The sequence below is a fragment of the Megamonas funiformis genome (assembly GCF_010669225.1).
Classification (GTDB): Bacteria; Bacillota; Negativicutes; order Selenomonadales; family Selenomonadaceae; genus Megamonas; species Megamonas funiformis.
In genome coordinates, this window is sequence record NZ_CP048627.1 from 657304 (window position 1) to 673697 (window position 16394).

Sequence of the window (16394 nt, forward strand, 5' to 3'; positions counted from 1 at the left end):
TGATATTTTATATGTTGACAAAAGCTCCTCGTGGAACGAAAGACATACTTCCAGATAAAGTAGGAAATTGGTTATATCTTGAAAATTTAATTAGAAAATTATGCGGTCAATATGGTTACCGTGAAATCAGAACACCTATTTTTGAGCATACTGAATTATTCCAACGTGGTATTGGTGAAACTACTGATGTTGTAGAAAAAGAAATGTATACTTTCACAGATAGAGGTAATAGAAGTATTACTCTTCGTCCTGAAAATACAGCAGCAGCAGTACGCTCTTACTTAGAAAATAAATTATATGCAGATACAAATTTATGCAAATTATTCTACATCGGTTCAATGTTTAGATATGACCGCCCACAAGCTGGTCGTTATCGTGAATTCCATCAGTTTGGTGTAGAAGCTTTAGGTGAAGCAAATCCAGCAGTTGATGCTGAAATCATTTCTTTAGCTGTACAGTTCCTAAAAGATTTAGGGCTTAAAGATATAAAATTATTATTAAACTCTGTAGGTTGTCCAAAATGTAGACCTGTATATCGTCAAAGATTACAAGAATTTTTCAAACCTGTAATTGATGAGATGTGTGATGATTGTAAATCTCGTTATGATAGAAATCCAATGCGTCTTTTAGATTGCAAAAATGAAAAATGTAAAGAATTGGCGCAAGATGCTCCTGCTATTACTGATTGTCTTTGCGATGAATGTAATGATCATTTCCATAAAGTACAAGAATTCTTAACAGCTGCTGGTATAGAATTTGAATTAGACCCAGGTCTTGTACGTGGTCTTGATTATTATACTAAGACTGCATTTGAATTAAAATATGTACCACTTGGTGCTCAATCTGCCGTTTTAGGTGGTGGACGCTATGATGGCCTTATTGAAGAATGTGGCGGTAAATCTACACCTGCTGTAGGTTTTGCTACAGGTCTTGAAAGAGTATTGCTCGCTCTTGAAATGCAGAATTTATTACCTGAAACTAATTATGATACAGATGTATTTATTGTAGCTTTAGGTGATACTGTACAGGCAAAAGCCTTTGAAATTTTAGCTAATTTGCGTAGAGGTGGATTTAAAGCTGCTATGGACTTTGCAGGACGTAGTATGAAAGCTCAAATGAAACAAGCAAATAAAGCTAATGCAAAATTCACTATTATCTTAGGTGAAGATGAATTGCAAGCAAATTCTGTTGTACTTAAAAATATGAATGAAAGTACACAAGAAACAATCTCTATAGATGAATTGCTTAATAAACTCACTACATTAACAAAATAATTATTGAGGTGGAATTAGTAAAATGGAAACAATGGAAGGTATGAAAAGAACTCACCATTGTGGTGAACTTCGTGCCACAAACGAAGGTCAAGAAGTAGTATTATGCGGTTGGGTATCTCACCGTCGTGACCATGGTGGACTTATTTTTATTGATTTACGTGATAGAAGTGGCCTTGTTCAGCTCGTTTTTGCTGAAGATAAAATTGGTGCAGACCAATTTCCAAAAGCAGAATCCCTTCGTTCTGAATTCGTAGTAGCTGTACGTGGTAAAGTTTCTTTACGTGATAAAGAAACAATAAATCCAAATATGGAAACTGGCGAAATTGAAATTTATGCTGAAGAATTACGTATTTTAAATAAAGCATTAACTCCTCCATTCTATATTCAAGATGGTATTGATGTTGATGAAAACGTTCGTTTAAAATATCGTTATTTAGACCTTCGCCGTCCTGAAATGCAGAAAAATATCATGCTTCGTCATCGCGTTACAAAATTAATGCGTGATTACTTTGATGAACATGGTTTCTTAGAAATTGAAACACCAATGCTTACAAAGAGTACTCCAGAAGGTGCACGTGACTATTTAGTTCCTAGCCGTGTAAATCCTGGTAAATTCTATGCATTACCACAATCTCCACAGATTTTCAAACAGTTATTAATGGTAGCTGGCTATGAAAAATATTTCCAAATCGTACGTTGCTTCCGTGATGAAGACTTACGTGCTGACCGTCAGCCTGAATTCACTCAGCTTGATATTGAAATGTCCTTCGTTGACCAAGATTATATCTTAAACTTAATGGAAGGTTTAGTATCTGGCTTATTTGAAAAAACTATCGGCGAAAAAGTACAGACTCCATTCTTACGTATGACTTGGGACGAAGCTATGGAAAGATATGGTTCTGATAAACCAGATATCCGTTTTGGTATGGAACTCATGGATATTTCCGAATACGTTAAAGGCTCTGACTTTAAAGTATTTAAATCTGTACTTGATAATGGCGGACAGGTTAAAGTTATCAAAGTTGATGGCTATGCAAATATTCCTCGCCGTGAACTTGATGGTCTTGTAGAATATGCTCAAAGATATGGTGCAAAAGGTTTAGCATGGATTCAGTACACTGAAATAGAAATCAAATCTCCATTCAAAAAATTCTACAGTGAAGAAACATTCCAGAAAATTAAAGAAGCAACTAATGCTCAAACAGGCGATTTATTACTCGTAGTTGCAGATAAACCACTTGTAGTAGCTCAAGCTCTTGGCGAATTACGTCTTGAAATGGGCCGTCGTCGTGGTCTTATTAACGAAAACGAATATAAATTCCTTTGGGTTGTTGACTTCCCTATGTTTGAATATGATGAAGAAAACAAACGTTGGAAAGCTATGCATCATCCATTCACAGCACCACGTGATGAAGATGTACAATATCTCACAACTGACCCAGGTCGCGTAAAAGCAAAAGCATATGATATGGTATTAAATGGCGTAGAAATCGGTGGCGGTAGCCTTCGTATTTACAACAGCGATACTCAAGAAAAAGTATTTGAAGCAATCGGCTTAACTCCAGAACAAGCTCATGAAAAATTCGGCTTTATGCTTGATGCCTTCAAATATGGTACTCCTCCACATGGCGGACTTGCATTTGGTCTTGACCGTATGGTTATGCTCATGGCTAAACGTAATTCTATTCGTGATGTTATTCCATTCCCTAAAACTCAAAGTGCTGGTTGCTTGATGACACAAGCTCCTTCTGAAGTTGATGCAAAACAGTTACGTGAACTTTCTATTCGTACTGCTGTAGCTCCTAAGAAAAAAGCTGAAAACTAATTAGATAAATTAAAAAGAATGAATAATTTTAGCGATTAGCGAATTATTTATGATTAAAGAACAGACAATTTTGGTCTGTTCTTTTTTCTTTATATAGTATTTTTATTATGAAATGATAGGAGGGTTTTTAATGTTAAATCATGCTATGCGTTATGTAATAATTATTATTGGGTGTTTATTGGCTGCCGCTGCTTATAATTTATTTTTAATACCGATGAATTTTTTATCTGGTGGTTTAGCAGGGATTGCCTTTATCTTGTATTATTTATTTAATTTGCCGATTGGGATAATGAACTTTTTGTTAAATATTCCTATTTTATATATTGCTTATCGTTATTTTGGCAGATTGTATTTTTTTGATACAATTTTAGGCACAATTTTATTTTCTGTTGCTTTGGATTTAACAGCTTTTTTAAACGCTTATCCACCATTATCAGAACCGATGTTGTGTGCTATTGTAGGAGGTGTTATCTCAGGTATTGGCTTTGGTTTGATTTTCCGCAGTAATTGCAATACAGGCGGTGTAGATGTAATAGCAGCACTGATTAAAAAATTATATTCATATAATGTCGGAACGATGGTATTTGTTTTAGACTGTTTGATTATTTTATCTAGTGTATGGTTATTTGATTATAATATTGCAGTATACACTTTTATTTGTATGTATATAGGTGGTGTACTCACCAATAAGATGATTGATGGTTTTAATATGCGAAAATCCATCATGATAATTACAGAAAAACCAGAAGCGATAGCAGATGCGATTATGATTGAATTAGATAGAGGAGTTACTTTTCTCTATGGACAGGGGGCATATACTAAAAATAATCGTAAAGTTATTTATGTAGTGATTACTATGCGACAGGTGAGTAGAATAAAAGAGCTAACTTTGGATATAGATAAAAATGCTTTCTTTATTATTTCTGATGCAAGAGAAGTAACAGGAGAAGGCTTTTCACATCACTGATAATTTTAGATAAAGAAAATAGCCATAACTCTAAGGGTTAAAGAGTTATGGCTTTTATATAAATGACAATAAGAGGAGTCATTGGGATAGGTAAGAGTTTAATATTTTATTTTAAAACTATTTGATGAACAAGATTGCGTACATCTTCAAGACCATTTTGAGCCATGAGATTATGCAAATACATAAATGAAACTTGTGCACCAATATAATTTCTAAAATCATTGAATAATTTACCATTTAAATCTTTATCGGAGAAATTGTAATCAGTTTTAGCGATTTCTTTAAGGTAAATTACTGTATTTTTAGCAACAATACCACTCAATACCCAGTCATGGTCGCCTAAGTGGACAATATAACCTTCTTGATGTTGTGGTGTAGGTAATTTATCTCCAGATTTATCAAGTAAACCGTATTTTACAGGATTTTTTTGAGCAATAATACTTGCTGCTTTAATCCAGTTAACTACACTTTCTTCATCTTTATCACTGCCAGGGTGATTATGAGCACAAGCTTGAGCAACAATTTCTTCAGCAGGTAAATTGCGATAAATAGCTTCAACAAGCCCTAAAATATGATGTGCTCCTGTACCTGCAATGGAATATTCAGGAAGACATGTTCCATCTTCATTCCACTGGAATACCCATGGCTTAGCTAAATCATGTAAAGCTTGAGCAGAAAGTACAATATCAGTATTTACAGCATAACCAAAGATTAATTTATAAGTATTGACTACGCCTTCAGAAATAGATAAATTGGCTGCTGTATGTGTTGGAAGTCCTCCAGGATAAGAATGATGGCTAGCATAGCCACTGCCTGGAGCAGAGATGAAATCTTGTGGATTTTTATTAGATTTTAGTGGTGGAAATAATTGTTCTGGGCTGATGATGGAAGTATCAATCAAGCCTTTATTAGCAAGTTCATTGTAAATATTAGTTACATCTGTAGAAGATGTGTATAATTGCATAAATTTAGGACGTGTATCTTTGATTAAATCTAATGTTTGTTGACGAAGCTTATTATCTGTTATTTTTTCCACACTAGAGATTATGTAATCATAAGCATTATTGACGAGCTGTGAATTAAGTGGTGCTTTTGTAGCTGGTGGTAAATCAGATAATTTAATTGGATTTATTTTAAAATTAGAAGGTGTTATTTTTTGAGCGAAAGCTTTATGATTTAAGCCTGTTAAATCGAAAAGTGCAGCTCCAGCTAAAACACCAGCACCTAATTTAAAGAAATTACGACGAGACAAATTTTGCATATATCAACATTCCAATCTGCTAACGGTTGAGCAATATTTTTAAGTTGATTTTAGTATATATAGTGAATGTATAATTTTAATTTAGCTTTGGCTAAATCTAGGTAAATAATTTGCAAAAAATAGATAAAAAAAGCATTAAGAATATAAAATATATATCTTAATGCTGTTTAAATTATTCAATAGTATTTAAAAGGATTTGATGATTATTATAAATCAGGCTTTCTGGATTATTTCCTTGTAAAATGCGGAAAAGTTCTGCTGGAATGTATAATTTGTCATTGATGAGCAGTGGCCCAGAACCAAGGGAGATAGGTGCAGTCATACCAAGGGCAATAGTGCTTTGAGCAGTGTATAAATCTTGACCAATTTTTACAGTAGATTTCATATTTTTACTGTTAATGGTAGCTGTCTGTTCGTCGCTGTCCCAAGATATAGTGAAACCTAAATTTTTGCAGACATCACGAGCTGGTACTAATGTGCAATCATTAATTATAATAGGGTAAGAATTGATTTTAGTACCATTGACGATTATTTCATCTTGTTGGGTTGGTGTACTCTCTTGATTAGTAGAAGTGGCTTCTACAGGTAGAATATAGGTAAATACGGCTAAAGCAAAAAAAGATAGAAGTAATAAACGAGAAATTAATTTCATTAAATCACCTTCTGATTTTGTAAATTGTAAAATTTATTGTAGATTAGAAATAAATTGTTAATACATCTCAAATACATATTAGAGCATAATTAAGTTTAAAATCAATTACAAAAAAATTAAAATAAGATTAAAATTAAGTTAAAGCAGTCTATATTTAGATATGTTATAATTAAAATTAATTTTTATAGATAGGTGTAATAAATGGATATACGAGAAAATATACAGTTTTTAAAAGGTGTAGGTCCTAAAAAAGCACAGGCTTTAAAAAAAATAGGCATTGAAAATATATATGATTTAATCACATATTATCCTCGTCGTTATGAAGACCAAAGTCAAATTGTTCCTATCGGCAGAATAAAAGTCGGTGAAGTGGTAAATATTCAAGGTAGAATTATGGCTATGGCAGAAAAAAATACAAGGCGAGGTTTAAAATTATTAACGATTATGTTAGCTGATGATACAGGTGTTGTTCAGCTTAATTTTTTTAATCAAGATTATCTAAAAAAGAAATTAAAGGTACAAAAAAGTAGTTTATTTGTACATGGCAAAGTGGGCTATGCCTATGGTGGATATGGTCAACTTGCCATAAGTCAGATTATTTCTTTTGACGTTATAAATAACGATAATATAGATAGTGAAGAAAATATTAACTCTTGTGCTTTTATGCCCATATATACAATTCCAGATTATATAAAACCAAAGGATTTTCGCAATCTAATAGAACAAGTCTGTACGCAAGATATTTTGGTGAAAGATGTAGTACCCAATTTTATTCGTGAAAAATACGATTTATGGGATAAACAAACAGCCATAAAGAAAATACATTTTCCTCAGACAAGGCAAGAATTAGAAAAAGCGAAGAAAAGTTTAATTTTTGAAGAATTATTTTTAATTCAAGCAGGTTTATTACTGTTGAAAAAGCAACATCAGGTAAAAAATAAAGGCATAAAATTTTTATCTAATAGTGAATTAGTAAAAACAGTAAAAAATAATTTGCCATTTAATTTAACAGCAGAACAAGAAAAAGTTTGGCAAGAAATCTGTTTAGATATGCAAAAAGATGTGCAAATGCAACGCTTAGTACAAGGTGATGTAGGTTCAGGGAAAACAGTAATAGCCATACTTTCTTTAGTAAAAGCTATTGAAAATGGATATCAAGGCGCTTTGATGGCGCCAACGGAAATTTTAGCATTGCAACATTATGGCAAGATAAAAGAATTATTAGAGCCGTTGAATATACATGTAGGCTTATTGACTGGCAGTTTGAAAGTTAAGGAAAAAAGACAGATATTAGAAGGCTTAGCTGATGGCACTATAGATTTAGTCATTGGTACACATGCTTTGATACAAGATAATGTCATATTCAAAAATTTAGGTTTGGTAGTAACTGACGAGCAACATCGTTTCGGCGTAAATCAAAGAGCAAAATTAGAAGGAAAAGGAGAAGATTTTTTACCAGATGTATTGGTGATGACAGCGACACCTATTCCTAGAACGATGACGCTTACAGTATATGGTGATTTAGATGTTTCTTTTATCAAGGAATTACCACCAGGAAGAAAACCTATAAGAACTTTTGTGCGTATGCCAGATAGAAGAAATTTGATTTATAAATTTGTAAAAGATGAAGTAGCCAAAGGAAGACAAGCTTATATAGTTTGTCCTTTGATTGAAGAAAGTGAAAATAGTGATGCTGTTTCTGTAGAAATGATATATGATGAACTTACATCAGGTTATTTATATGGTTTAAATTGTGCCTTGCTTCATGGTAAATTAAAACCGAAAGAAAAAGAAGATTTATTACAGGGATTTTTGTCAGGAAAAATAGATGTATTAGTATCAACTACAGTAATTGAAGTTGGTGTAAATGTGCCAAATGCTAGTATCATGGTGATTGAAGGTGCTGAACGCTTTGGGCTTGCTCAGCTTCATCAGCTTCGTGGTCGTATTGGTAGAGGTGAATATGCTTCATATTGTATTTTGATTAATCGTGGCAAGAATGCAAATTCTCTAGAGCGATTGCATCTCATGGAAAAAATCTCTGATGGTTTTGTTTTAGCTGAAGAAGATTTGCGATTACGTGGACCAGGGCAATTTTTTGGTTCAATGCAACATGGTTTACCTGATTTAAAAATTGCAGATGTATTAAATGATGTAAATGTCTTAGTCAATGCAAGGGTAGAAGTTCAAAGAGCTATTGATTATGGCATAGATAAAAAAGTGTTAAATGAGATATTAGAATTACAATATAAACATAGATTTTTAAAGATTTCTGATGTGTAAATATCTTATAGATAAATTTTGAGATAAAGAAGGGATATAAGTTAATGAAAGAGTCTACGATAAAAATAATCACGGTCTTAATGTTAGTGGCGATATTAGTTGTTATTTATATTTTAAATCCTAGTTTTTATAGTGATTTTTGGCGTGTAGCTACAAGTGGTAGTATGCAAGAAACAATGGATTATATCGCTTCATTTGGTATATGGGCGATGGTATTTAGCTTTTTATTAGATGTGTTGATAAATGCTTTAGGATTTTTGCCGTCAATATTTGTATCAACAGCAAATGGCTTGCTTTTTGGCATAGTGCCAGGAATTATTTTATCATGGCTTGCTGAAACGACAGGCGTTATTATTTCTTTTATTTTGATGAGAACTATTTTGCGTTCTTCAGCAGAAAAGTTAATTGCTAAATCTAAATATCTGAAAAAAGCAGATGAATTCAGTGGCAAAAATGGATTTAAAATAATGTTAATTTTACGTGCTATGCCATATTTTCCTTCTGGAATATTGACTGCACTTGGTGCTGTTAGTCGCATTAGTTTAAAAGATTATGCTTTGGCAAATTTGATTGGAAAGTTTCCCTCTACTGCACTTGAAGTAGTAATAGGTCATGATGTAGTTAACTATAAAAATAACTTAGACCGTTTAATGATTGTAATAGTGTTAGTATGTATTATTTATGGTGCAATATGGTACTATAACAGGAGAAAAGAGAGAAAAACAGCATAAAAAAGTCCATATTTAAGATTAAATCTATTGATTTTAAAGTCTTTTCCCATTATAATATTGTTCATAGTTAAAATTGTATAATTTACTAGGAGATGAATTATTTTGATTAAAGTTATTGTAAATGGTGCTTGTGGTCGTATGGGTAGTACCGTAGTTGATGCTGTAATGAAAGATAGTGAATTAAAGCTCGTTGGAGCTGTAGATATAGTTGGTGGTATGGACGCTGGTGATAAAGCTGGTTGTGGAAAAACTGGTGTTATTGTATCCACTGATTTAGAAGCTACTATTAAAGAAACAAATCCAGATGTTATGGTAGATTTTACTCAGCCATCTGTAGTATTTAATACTGCAAGTATCGCTATTAAAAATCATGTTCGTCCTGTAATTGGTACAACTGGACTCACTGATGAACAAAAAGCTCAATTAGATGCTTTAGGAAAAGAAAATAATACACCTTGCTTTATTGCAGCTAATTTTGCTATCGGTGCTGTGCTTATGATGAAAATGGCTTGCGAAGCAGCAAAATATATGCCAGATGTAGAAATCATTGAACTTCATCATGATAATAAACTTGATGCTCCATCAGGAACAGCTCTTGTTACTGCTGAAATGATTAAACAAGTTCGTGAAAGCCATAAACAAGGTCATGAAAATGAAAAAGAAAAATTAGCTGGTGCTAGAGGGGCAGAATATGATGGTATGAGAATTCATAGTGTACGTCTTCCAGGCTATGTAGCTCATCAGGAAGTTATTTTTGGTGGCTTAGGACAGACTTTGACTATTCGTCATGATTCTATTGACCGTACTTCTTTCATGCCAGGTGTTGTACTTGCTTGTAAAAAAATCATGGGTCTTAATGCAGGACTTACTTGCAATTTAGATAATATTATGGACTAATTATTAATATTGGATAGGTGATATAAATGAAAAAATATAATGTGGCGATTTTAGGAGCAACAGGTGCCGTAGGTCAAGAATTTTTAAATCTTATTGAAGAAAGAAATTTCCCTTTTAATGAATTAAAATTATTAGCATCTCATCGTTCTGCTGGTAAAAAATTTCAATTCATGGGTAAAGAATATACAGTAGAAGAAGCAACTCATGATTCTTTTGAAAATATTGATATTGCTCTTTTTGCTGGCGGTGCTGCAAGTAAAACATTTGCTCCATCTGCTGTAAAAGCTGGTGCAGTAGTAATCGATAACTCCAGTGCATTCCGCATGGATCCAGAAGTTCCACTCGTTGTTCCAGAAGTAAACCCACAGGCTATTGCTCGTCATAAAGGTATTATTGCAAATCCAAATTGTTCCACTATCATCATGGTAATGGCATTAAAACCAATTTATGATTTAGCAAGAATTAAACGTATTGTAGTATCTACTTATCAGGCTGTTTCTGGTGGCGGTAAAGAAGCTATGGCAGAACTTGAAGACCAAGTACAAGCTATTGTAGAAGGTAAAGAAGTAGTAGCTAATATTTTACCAGGTGCTTCTCTGCCAAAACATTATCAGATTGCATTTAACTTAATTCCACAGATTGATGTGTTCCAAGATAATCTTTACACTAAAGAAGAAATGAAAATGATCAATGAAACACATAAAATCTTAGAAGATAATGAAATCGGTATTACAGCAACAACAGTTCGTGTACCTGTATATCGTAGCCATGCTGAATCTGTTAACGTAGAACTTGAAAAAGAAGTAAGCTTAGATGCTATCAAAGAAGCTTTGGCAAAATTTGATGGTGTAACAGTTCAAGATGATCCAGCAGAAATGGAATATCCAATGCCTCTTATGACATCTGGTAAAGATGATGTTTATGTAGGACGTATCCGCAAAGATTATTCTGTAGCTAATGCTGTAAATTTATGGCTTTGCGGTGACCAGATTAGAAAAGGTGCAGCATTAAATGCACTTCAAATCGCTGAATATATGATTAAAAACGATATGTTAGAAAAATAATATATAATTATAAATAAAAAGCAGTTTATGGATATTGAACTGCACCCCAAAAGTTGGACAAAAAACAACTTTTGGAGGTGCAGTTTTTTTATGACTAAATACTCAAATGAATTTAAAGTTAAAGCAATTAAAATGGTTTTAAAAGGAAATTCTATTTCTCATGTAGCTAAAATTCTAAACATGCCAGATATAGCTCCTCTTTGCAGATGGATATCTCATTATGAACATGGTGGTATTCCACAACTTCTTCATAAAAATCGTAAATATACTCCTATCTTTAAGCAAAAAGTTATTGAATATAAATGGCTACATCATTTATCATTAAATCAAACAGCAGCCAAATTTTCCATTCCTAATACTGGTACAATTTCCATATGGGAAAAGTTGTATCATTCTTATGGCTTTTCTGGCTTACTTGCTAAGAAACGAGGTAGACCATCTATGAAAAAATCTAAATACAAAGTTAACAAACCTAAAAAAGAACTTTCTTATGTTGAAAAATTGGAACAAGAAGTTTATCTATTAAGGATGGAAAATGACCTATTAAAAAGTGGCATGCCTTAATGAAGCAATGGGAAAAGGAAGGAAGACACTAGTTTTAGTAATTGCTAAATTAAGGAAAAAATATACTTTAAAAGCCCTATTAAACTATACAAAATTAGCTAAAAGCACATATTATGATGCATTAAAAAAATTATCTAGAGAAGATAAATATAAAGGATTAAAAACATTAATTCATAATATTTGTAATAAAAATCATGGAAGATATGGATATAGAAGAGTAACTATGCAGCTGCATAAACAAGGGATAAAAATCAATCATAAAGTTGTTATGAGATTGATGAAAGAAGAAAATTTAACATGCAAAGTAAGAGCAAAGAAATACAAATCGTATAGAGGGCAAGAAGGAAAAATAGCTAAAAATATATTAAATAGAAATTTCAAAGCAGAAAAACCAAACGAAAAATGGGCAACAGATGTAACAGAATTTGCATTATGTAATGAAAAAATATACTTATCACCAATAATAGATTTATATAACGGAGAAATAATAAGTTATAAAATATCGAAAAGACCAATACTAAAGCAAGTATTAGATATGGTAGAAGATGCAACAAGAAAGATAAAAGAAACAAAAGGGATAATTCTACACTCAGACCAAGGATGGCAGTATCAGAATAAAAAATATCAAAAATTATTAAAAGAAAAAGGCATTATCCAAAGCATGAGCCGAAAAGGCAATTGCTTAGATAATGCCGTAATAGAAAATTTCTTTGGTTTACTAAAAAGCGAATTATTCTATTTAAAAAAATTCAAATCCGTTGAATATTTTATAAAAGAGTTAAAATCTTATATAAAATATTATAATACAAAACGGATAAAGATAAAACTAAAAGGACTTAGTCCTGTAGAATACAGAACTAAGTCTCAATTAGTAGCTTAATTAATATGTCCAATATTTTGGGTGCATATCAATATTCGTAAACTGCTTTTTTTATTATTTTTTCTATTATTCATAGTATAATTTTAGATAGAAGATAAATTTTAGTGAGGTGAAAAATAATGGATAGTAAAATAGCAAAAGCGATAAAATTAAAAAATCAACCGATTGCAGTATATAGAACGGATATAAAAGAAGATAATGCACTGCAATTTAAAGAAGGTGTTTGGGGTTGTGTAATAGCTATGTTAAATGCAGCTTCTAAAGGCAAAACAGCGATTTTTTCACAAGAGACAACTGCCTGTATGGGTGGTAGAGCAGGTCTTGGATTAAAGGCATATGATTTAGGATATATAGAATATTTTTTATCTACAGGAGCAAATGATGGCAGAGAAGGAGAATGTTATAAGAAAAATCCTGAACTTGCAAGAAATTTTATTGTGAATGTACCAAAAATAAATTCTAAAAAATATGTGGTCTTCAAGCCGTTAGAATTGGTAACAGATGAAAATCAACCAGAAATAATTGTGTTTTTAGTAAATGTTGACCAATTATCAGCACTTACAGTCTTAGCAAATTATGACCAAGATACTCAGGATAATGTGGAGTTAAGATTTGGAGCAGGTTGCGCACAATCCATTTTATTTGCTTTAAAACATTTTGAAGAAAATAGTATAAAGTGTACGATTGGATTGACTGACCCGTCAGCTAGAAAATGTATAGATAAAGATATTTTGTCATTTAGTATGCCATATTATCGTTATTTACAATTAGAAGCACAGGTAGAAGAAAGTTTTTTAACTAAAACTACATGGAGAAATTTATCTAAACGTATAGAATGAAAAATAAATAAAATTTAATAAAAAAAGCAAAGGATAATATAAACAATAGTATCACTTTGCTTTTTTTAGTTTCTTATTTGATGTTATAGCAATATAGTATATAATAGAAGATAAAATTTTAATGTGAGGTGGCAATATGCAGGAAAGACCTAGCATTCAACAATTAGAAAATTTTATTATCTATGGAAAAGTGCGCAATTTTGCAACTGCGGCACATAGAGCAAATATAACTCAATCAGCATTTAGTTTTCAAATGAAAAAATTAGAGGAAATGCTCAATATACAGTTGATAACTCGTTCTAATCGTGGTAGTGATTTGACTAGAGAAGGCGAATTTTTTTTGCAAAAAATTATACCGATAATTGATGAATTAGATGAAGCTATTGATGAATTACAAAAATTTGCAGGAAAAGCAGTATATATTAATATAGGTGCTTTGATGTCTATGGGAGATATTTTAATGAATAGACATATCAGCTATTTTAAACAACATAATGATAATAATATCTGCTTTAATGTATATAATCTAGAAGCAAAATCCATGTTAAAAAAATTAGATAGTGGTCAAATTGATATTGCTTCTACTTTTTTATTGCCTCAAATGCATGCAGATGGCTGTGAAAAGAAATTATTCTGCAAAGATGAGTTCGTTTATTATGCTCCATGTTTGGATTTAACGCAAGATAAAATAACAGCTGATATTATACAAAGATATCCATTAGTTACACATTCACCAGATTATTTTATGACAAATTCCTTAGAGGATTATTTTGTCAAATTAAAAATACATCCACATATTGATGCTAGATTATCTACACCATACGCTATCATTCATTATTGTAAGCATAATAAAGTAGCAACATTGATATCAAAGCGTCTTTTACAGGAATTAGGTATTACAAATGACTATTATGAGTTATTAGAACCACTTAATTTTTCTTCGTATTTATTGTATAAACATGAAAATCCTAAAATTAAAAGTATGGAGATTTTTGTGGATTATATTTTGGATTTATATCAGCAAAATAGATAAATTTTGATTAATTTTAGATAAAAATAATTGATGACTCTCATTAATATCTTAAGCTATACAAATGTAAAACACATGTATACAATATGAACTATCCTTTAATTAAGATTTTGGAGATGAGAGCATGAGTAGTTCTTCTAAAGAACGTTTATGGACAAAGGATTTTCTTTTGGACACGGGTATTAATTTTTTAGTTTATTTGATTTATTATTTATTGATGGTAATAATTGCTGTCATTGCTAAAAATGATTTAAATGCTAGTCTAGCTGAAGCAGGTCTTGCTTCTGGTATCTATATTGTCGGTACTTTGATTGCTAGATTATTGGCAGGACAACAAATTGAATTATTTGGTAGAAAGAAAATGCTGTATACTGGTATGGCTTTATATTTGATAACTACTATTTTTTATTTTTATATACCAAATTTAATGATAATGTATATTATTCGTTTAGCAAATGGCTTTGCCTATGGTGTAGTTTCCACAGCGACAAGCACAATTATTGCTAGCTGTATACCTCTTTCACGTAAAGGTGAAGGCATAAATTATTATGGTTTATCTACAAGTGTAGCTGCCGCTGTTGGCCCATTTATTGGCATGTTCATGATGACACGAACTTCTTTTACAGCTATCATTGAATTATGTGTAGGTTTAATTGTTTTATGTGTAATAGGTTGTTTCTTCCTCAATATCAAAGAGCTTGAACTTTCTCCAGATGAAAAAGCTAAACTTCGCAAAATCTCTGTAAATAATTTTGTAGAAAGCAAAGTATCTGTAATTTCCTTCATAGGTTTTTGGGTTGCTTTTTGTTATGCAAGTGTATTGAGCTTTTTAGCAGCTTATTCACAAGAAATTCATTTAGTAGAAGCAGGTACTTTCTTCTTTGTTGTCTATGCTGTAGTAATCACTATATCTCGTCCTATAACTGGTATTATTTTTGATGCCAAAGGTGAAAATTATGTTATGTATCCTTGCTTTGTCTGCTTAGCAATAGGTTTATTCTTATTAAGTGGTACACAAACTGCTTGGATGTTATTATTAGCTGGTGTATTTGTAGGTTTAGGATATGGTACATTTATGTCTAATGGTCAAGCCGTTTGTATAAAATTAACACCAAATCATCGTGTAGGTGTCGCTATTTCCACATATTTTGTAGCTTTGGATTTAGGCCTTGGCGTTAGCCCTTATATTCTCGGTGTATTAAGACCAATGCTTGGCTTTGAAGGTTTATATATGTTAACTGGTGTGATGTCTGTTATTTGTCTAGTTATGTATTTTGTCATGTATGGTTCAAGAAAACAAAATTATGCAGATAAAGAAGAAATAACAGAAGAATTACATGCAAATGCTAAAATAGCAATTGATGAAAAATAAAGTAGCTACCCTTCATTTTAATAATTTTATCCATAAAAAAGAGTCAATAAGTTTTTTGCTTATTGACTCTTTTATTTTGTACTTTAGTTAGTTGAGTACGCAGAGCGTGCGAAACAAAAAACCACTCGTTTTACGAGTGGTTAATAAGTTTCTTATAGAAATAGAAATTCTCCTCTATTAAAATAATAAGTGTTCAAGTCATTATTAAAGAGAGGAGAATTTCTATGGAAAGAAGTTTAGCACATACAAGATGGATGTGCAAGTATCATATAGTATTTACCCCAAAATATAGAAGAAAAATTATATATAATAAATTGCGTAGAGATATTGTACAAACAATAAAAGATTTATGTAAGTGGAAAGGCATAGAGATAATAGAAGGGAAAGCTATGCCGGATCATATTCATATTTTGGTTAAGATACCACCAAAAATGAGTATATCAAATTTTATGGGGTATTTAAAAGGAAAAAGTGCAATGATGATATTTGCAAGACATGGAAATTTAAAATATAAATTTGGAAACAATAATTTTTGGTCAACAGGATATTATGTATCGACAGTAGGACTAAATGAAGCAACAATAGCGAAATATATAAGAGAACAAGATACGTATGATAAAATGATGGATAAAATAAGCACAAAAGAATTAAATGATCCCTTTAGGGATTGTTAAGTAATCAGTGCACAATGGCTTGAACGAAGAGAAAGCCAGCGTCATTTAGGCGCTGGCTATTGTTAAAAGCCTTATAGGCTT

At 31.7% G+C, this 16394-nt stretch carries 15 protein-coding genes; 13 read left to right on the plus strand and 2 right to left on the minus strand.

The features are described from left to right. Window positions 1-11 precede the first annotated feature (11 nt). The 3 genes from hisS (at window position 12) to GXM21_RS03245 (ending at window position 4066) form a co-directional block, all read left to right on the plus strand. Window positions 12-1274, plus strand: a complete 1263-nt coding sequence (gene hisS / locus GXM21_RS03235; protein ID WP_008538586.1) for a histidine--tRNA ligase — start codon at window positions 12-14, stop codon at window positions 1272-1274. Between the two features lie 22 nt (window positions 1275-1296). Then, entirely contained in the window at window positions 1297-3099 is a 1803-nt protein-coding gene (gene aspS / locus GXM21_RS03240; RefSeq protein WP_008538585.1) for an aspartate--tRNA ligase, read from the plus strand. Window positions 3100-3229: 130 nt separating this feature from the next. After that, window positions 3230-4066: a YitT family protein gene (locus GXM21_RS03245; RefSeq protein WP_008538584.1), complete on the plus strand. Its 837-nt coding sequence runs from the start codon at window positions 3230-3232 to the stop codon at window positions 4064-4066. 106 nt (window positions 4067-4172) lie between these two features. Here the strand turns inward: GXM21_RS03245 and GXM21_RS03250 are convergent, their stop codons facing one another. Both GXM21_RS03250 and GXM21_RS03255 read right to left on the minus strand, forming a co-directional pair. Beyond that, on the minus strand, window positions 4173-5327 hold the full coding sequence (locus tag GXM21_RS03250) for a hypothetical protein (RefSeq protein WP_008538583.1): 1155 nt from the start codon (window positions 5325-5327) through the stop codon (window positions 4173-4175). 172 nt (window positions 5328-5499) lie between these two features. After that, the gene (locus GXM21_RS03255; RefSeq protein ID WP_008538582.1) at window positions 5500-5979 is read right to left on the minus strand and encodes a copper amine oxidase N-terminal domain-containing protein; all 480 of its coding nucleotides are present in this window, start codon (window positions 5977-5979) and stop codon (window positions 5500-5502) included. A 201-nt stretch (window positions 5980-6180) separates the two neighbouring features. On the opposite strand from GXM21_RS03255, the gene recG reads away from it, so the two are divergent. From recG to tnpA, 10 genes are all read left to right on the plus strand, one after another. Next, the gene (gene recG / locus GXM21_RS03260) at window positions 6181-8262 is read left to right on the plus strand and encodes an ATP-dependent DNA helicase RecG (protein WP_008538581.1); all 2082 of its coding nucleotides are present in this window, start codon (window positions 6181-6183) and stop codon (window positions 8260-8262) included. A 44-nt stretch (window positions 8263-8306) separates the two neighbouring features. Continuing rightward, on the plus strand, window positions 8307-8993 hold the full coding sequence (locus tag GXM21_RS03265) for a TVP38/TMEM64 family protein (protein ID WP_008538580.1): 687 nt from the start codon (window positions 8307-8309) through the stop codon (window positions 8991-8993). Window positions 8994-9095: 102 nt separating this feature from the next. Further along, window positions 9096-9890 carry a 4-hydroxy-tetrahydrodipicolinate reductase gene (gene dapB, locus GXM21_RS03270; protein ID WP_008538578.1) on the plus strand — a complete coding sequence of 265 codons (795 nt, stop codon included), beginning with the start codon at window positions 9096-9098 and terminating at the stop codon, window positions 9888-9890. 26 nt (window positions 9891-9916) lie between these two features. Beyond that, window positions 9917-10954 carry an aspartate-semialdehyde dehydrogenase gene (locus GXM21_RS03275; RefSeq protein WP_008538577.1) on the plus strand — a complete coding sequence of 346 codons (1038 nt, stop codon included), beginning with the start codon at window positions 9917-9919 and terminating at the stop codon, window positions 10952-10954. A 90-nt stretch (window positions 10955-11044) separates the two neighbouring features. Next, window positions 11045-11518 carry a helix-turn-helix domain-containing protein gene (locus GXM21_RS03280; RefSeq protein WP_163604672.1) on the plus strand — a complete coding sequence of 158 codons (474 nt, stop codon included), beginning with the start codon at window positions 11045-11047 and terminating at the stop codon, window positions 11516-11518. A 7-nt stretch (window positions 11519-11525) separates the two neighbouring features. Further along, entirely contained in the window at window positions 11526-12398 is an 873-nt protein-coding gene (locus GXM21_RS03285) for an IS3 family transposase (RefSeq protein WP_421648070.1), read from the plus strand. Between the two features lie 119 nt (window positions 12399-12517). After that, a complete protein-coding gene (locus GXM21_RS03290) occupies window positions 12518-13237 on the plus strand; it encodes a DUF169 domain-containing protein (protein ID WP_008538574.1) in 720 nt (239 codons plus the stop codon). Window positions 13238-13373: 136 nt separating this feature from the next. After that, window positions 13374-14270 carry a LysR family transcriptional regulator gene (locus tag GXM21_RS03295; protein WP_008538573.1) on the plus strand — a complete coding sequence of 299 codons (897 nt, stop codon included), beginning with the start codon at window positions 13374-13376 and terminating at the stop codon, window positions 14268-14270. Between the two features lie 121 nt (window positions 14271-14391). Further along, window positions 14392-15639, plus strand: coding sequence for an MFS transporter (locus GXM21_RS03300; protein WP_008538572.1), 1248 nt, complete (start codon window positions 14392-14394; stop codon window positions 15637-15639). 224 nt (window positions 15640-15863) lie between these two features. Beyond that, entirely contained in the window at window positions 15864-16313 is a 450-nt protein-coding gene (gene tnpA, locus GXM21_RS03305; protein WP_008538567.1) for an IS200/IS605 family transposase, read from the plus strand. Window positions 16314-16394: the final 81 nt, after the last annotated feature.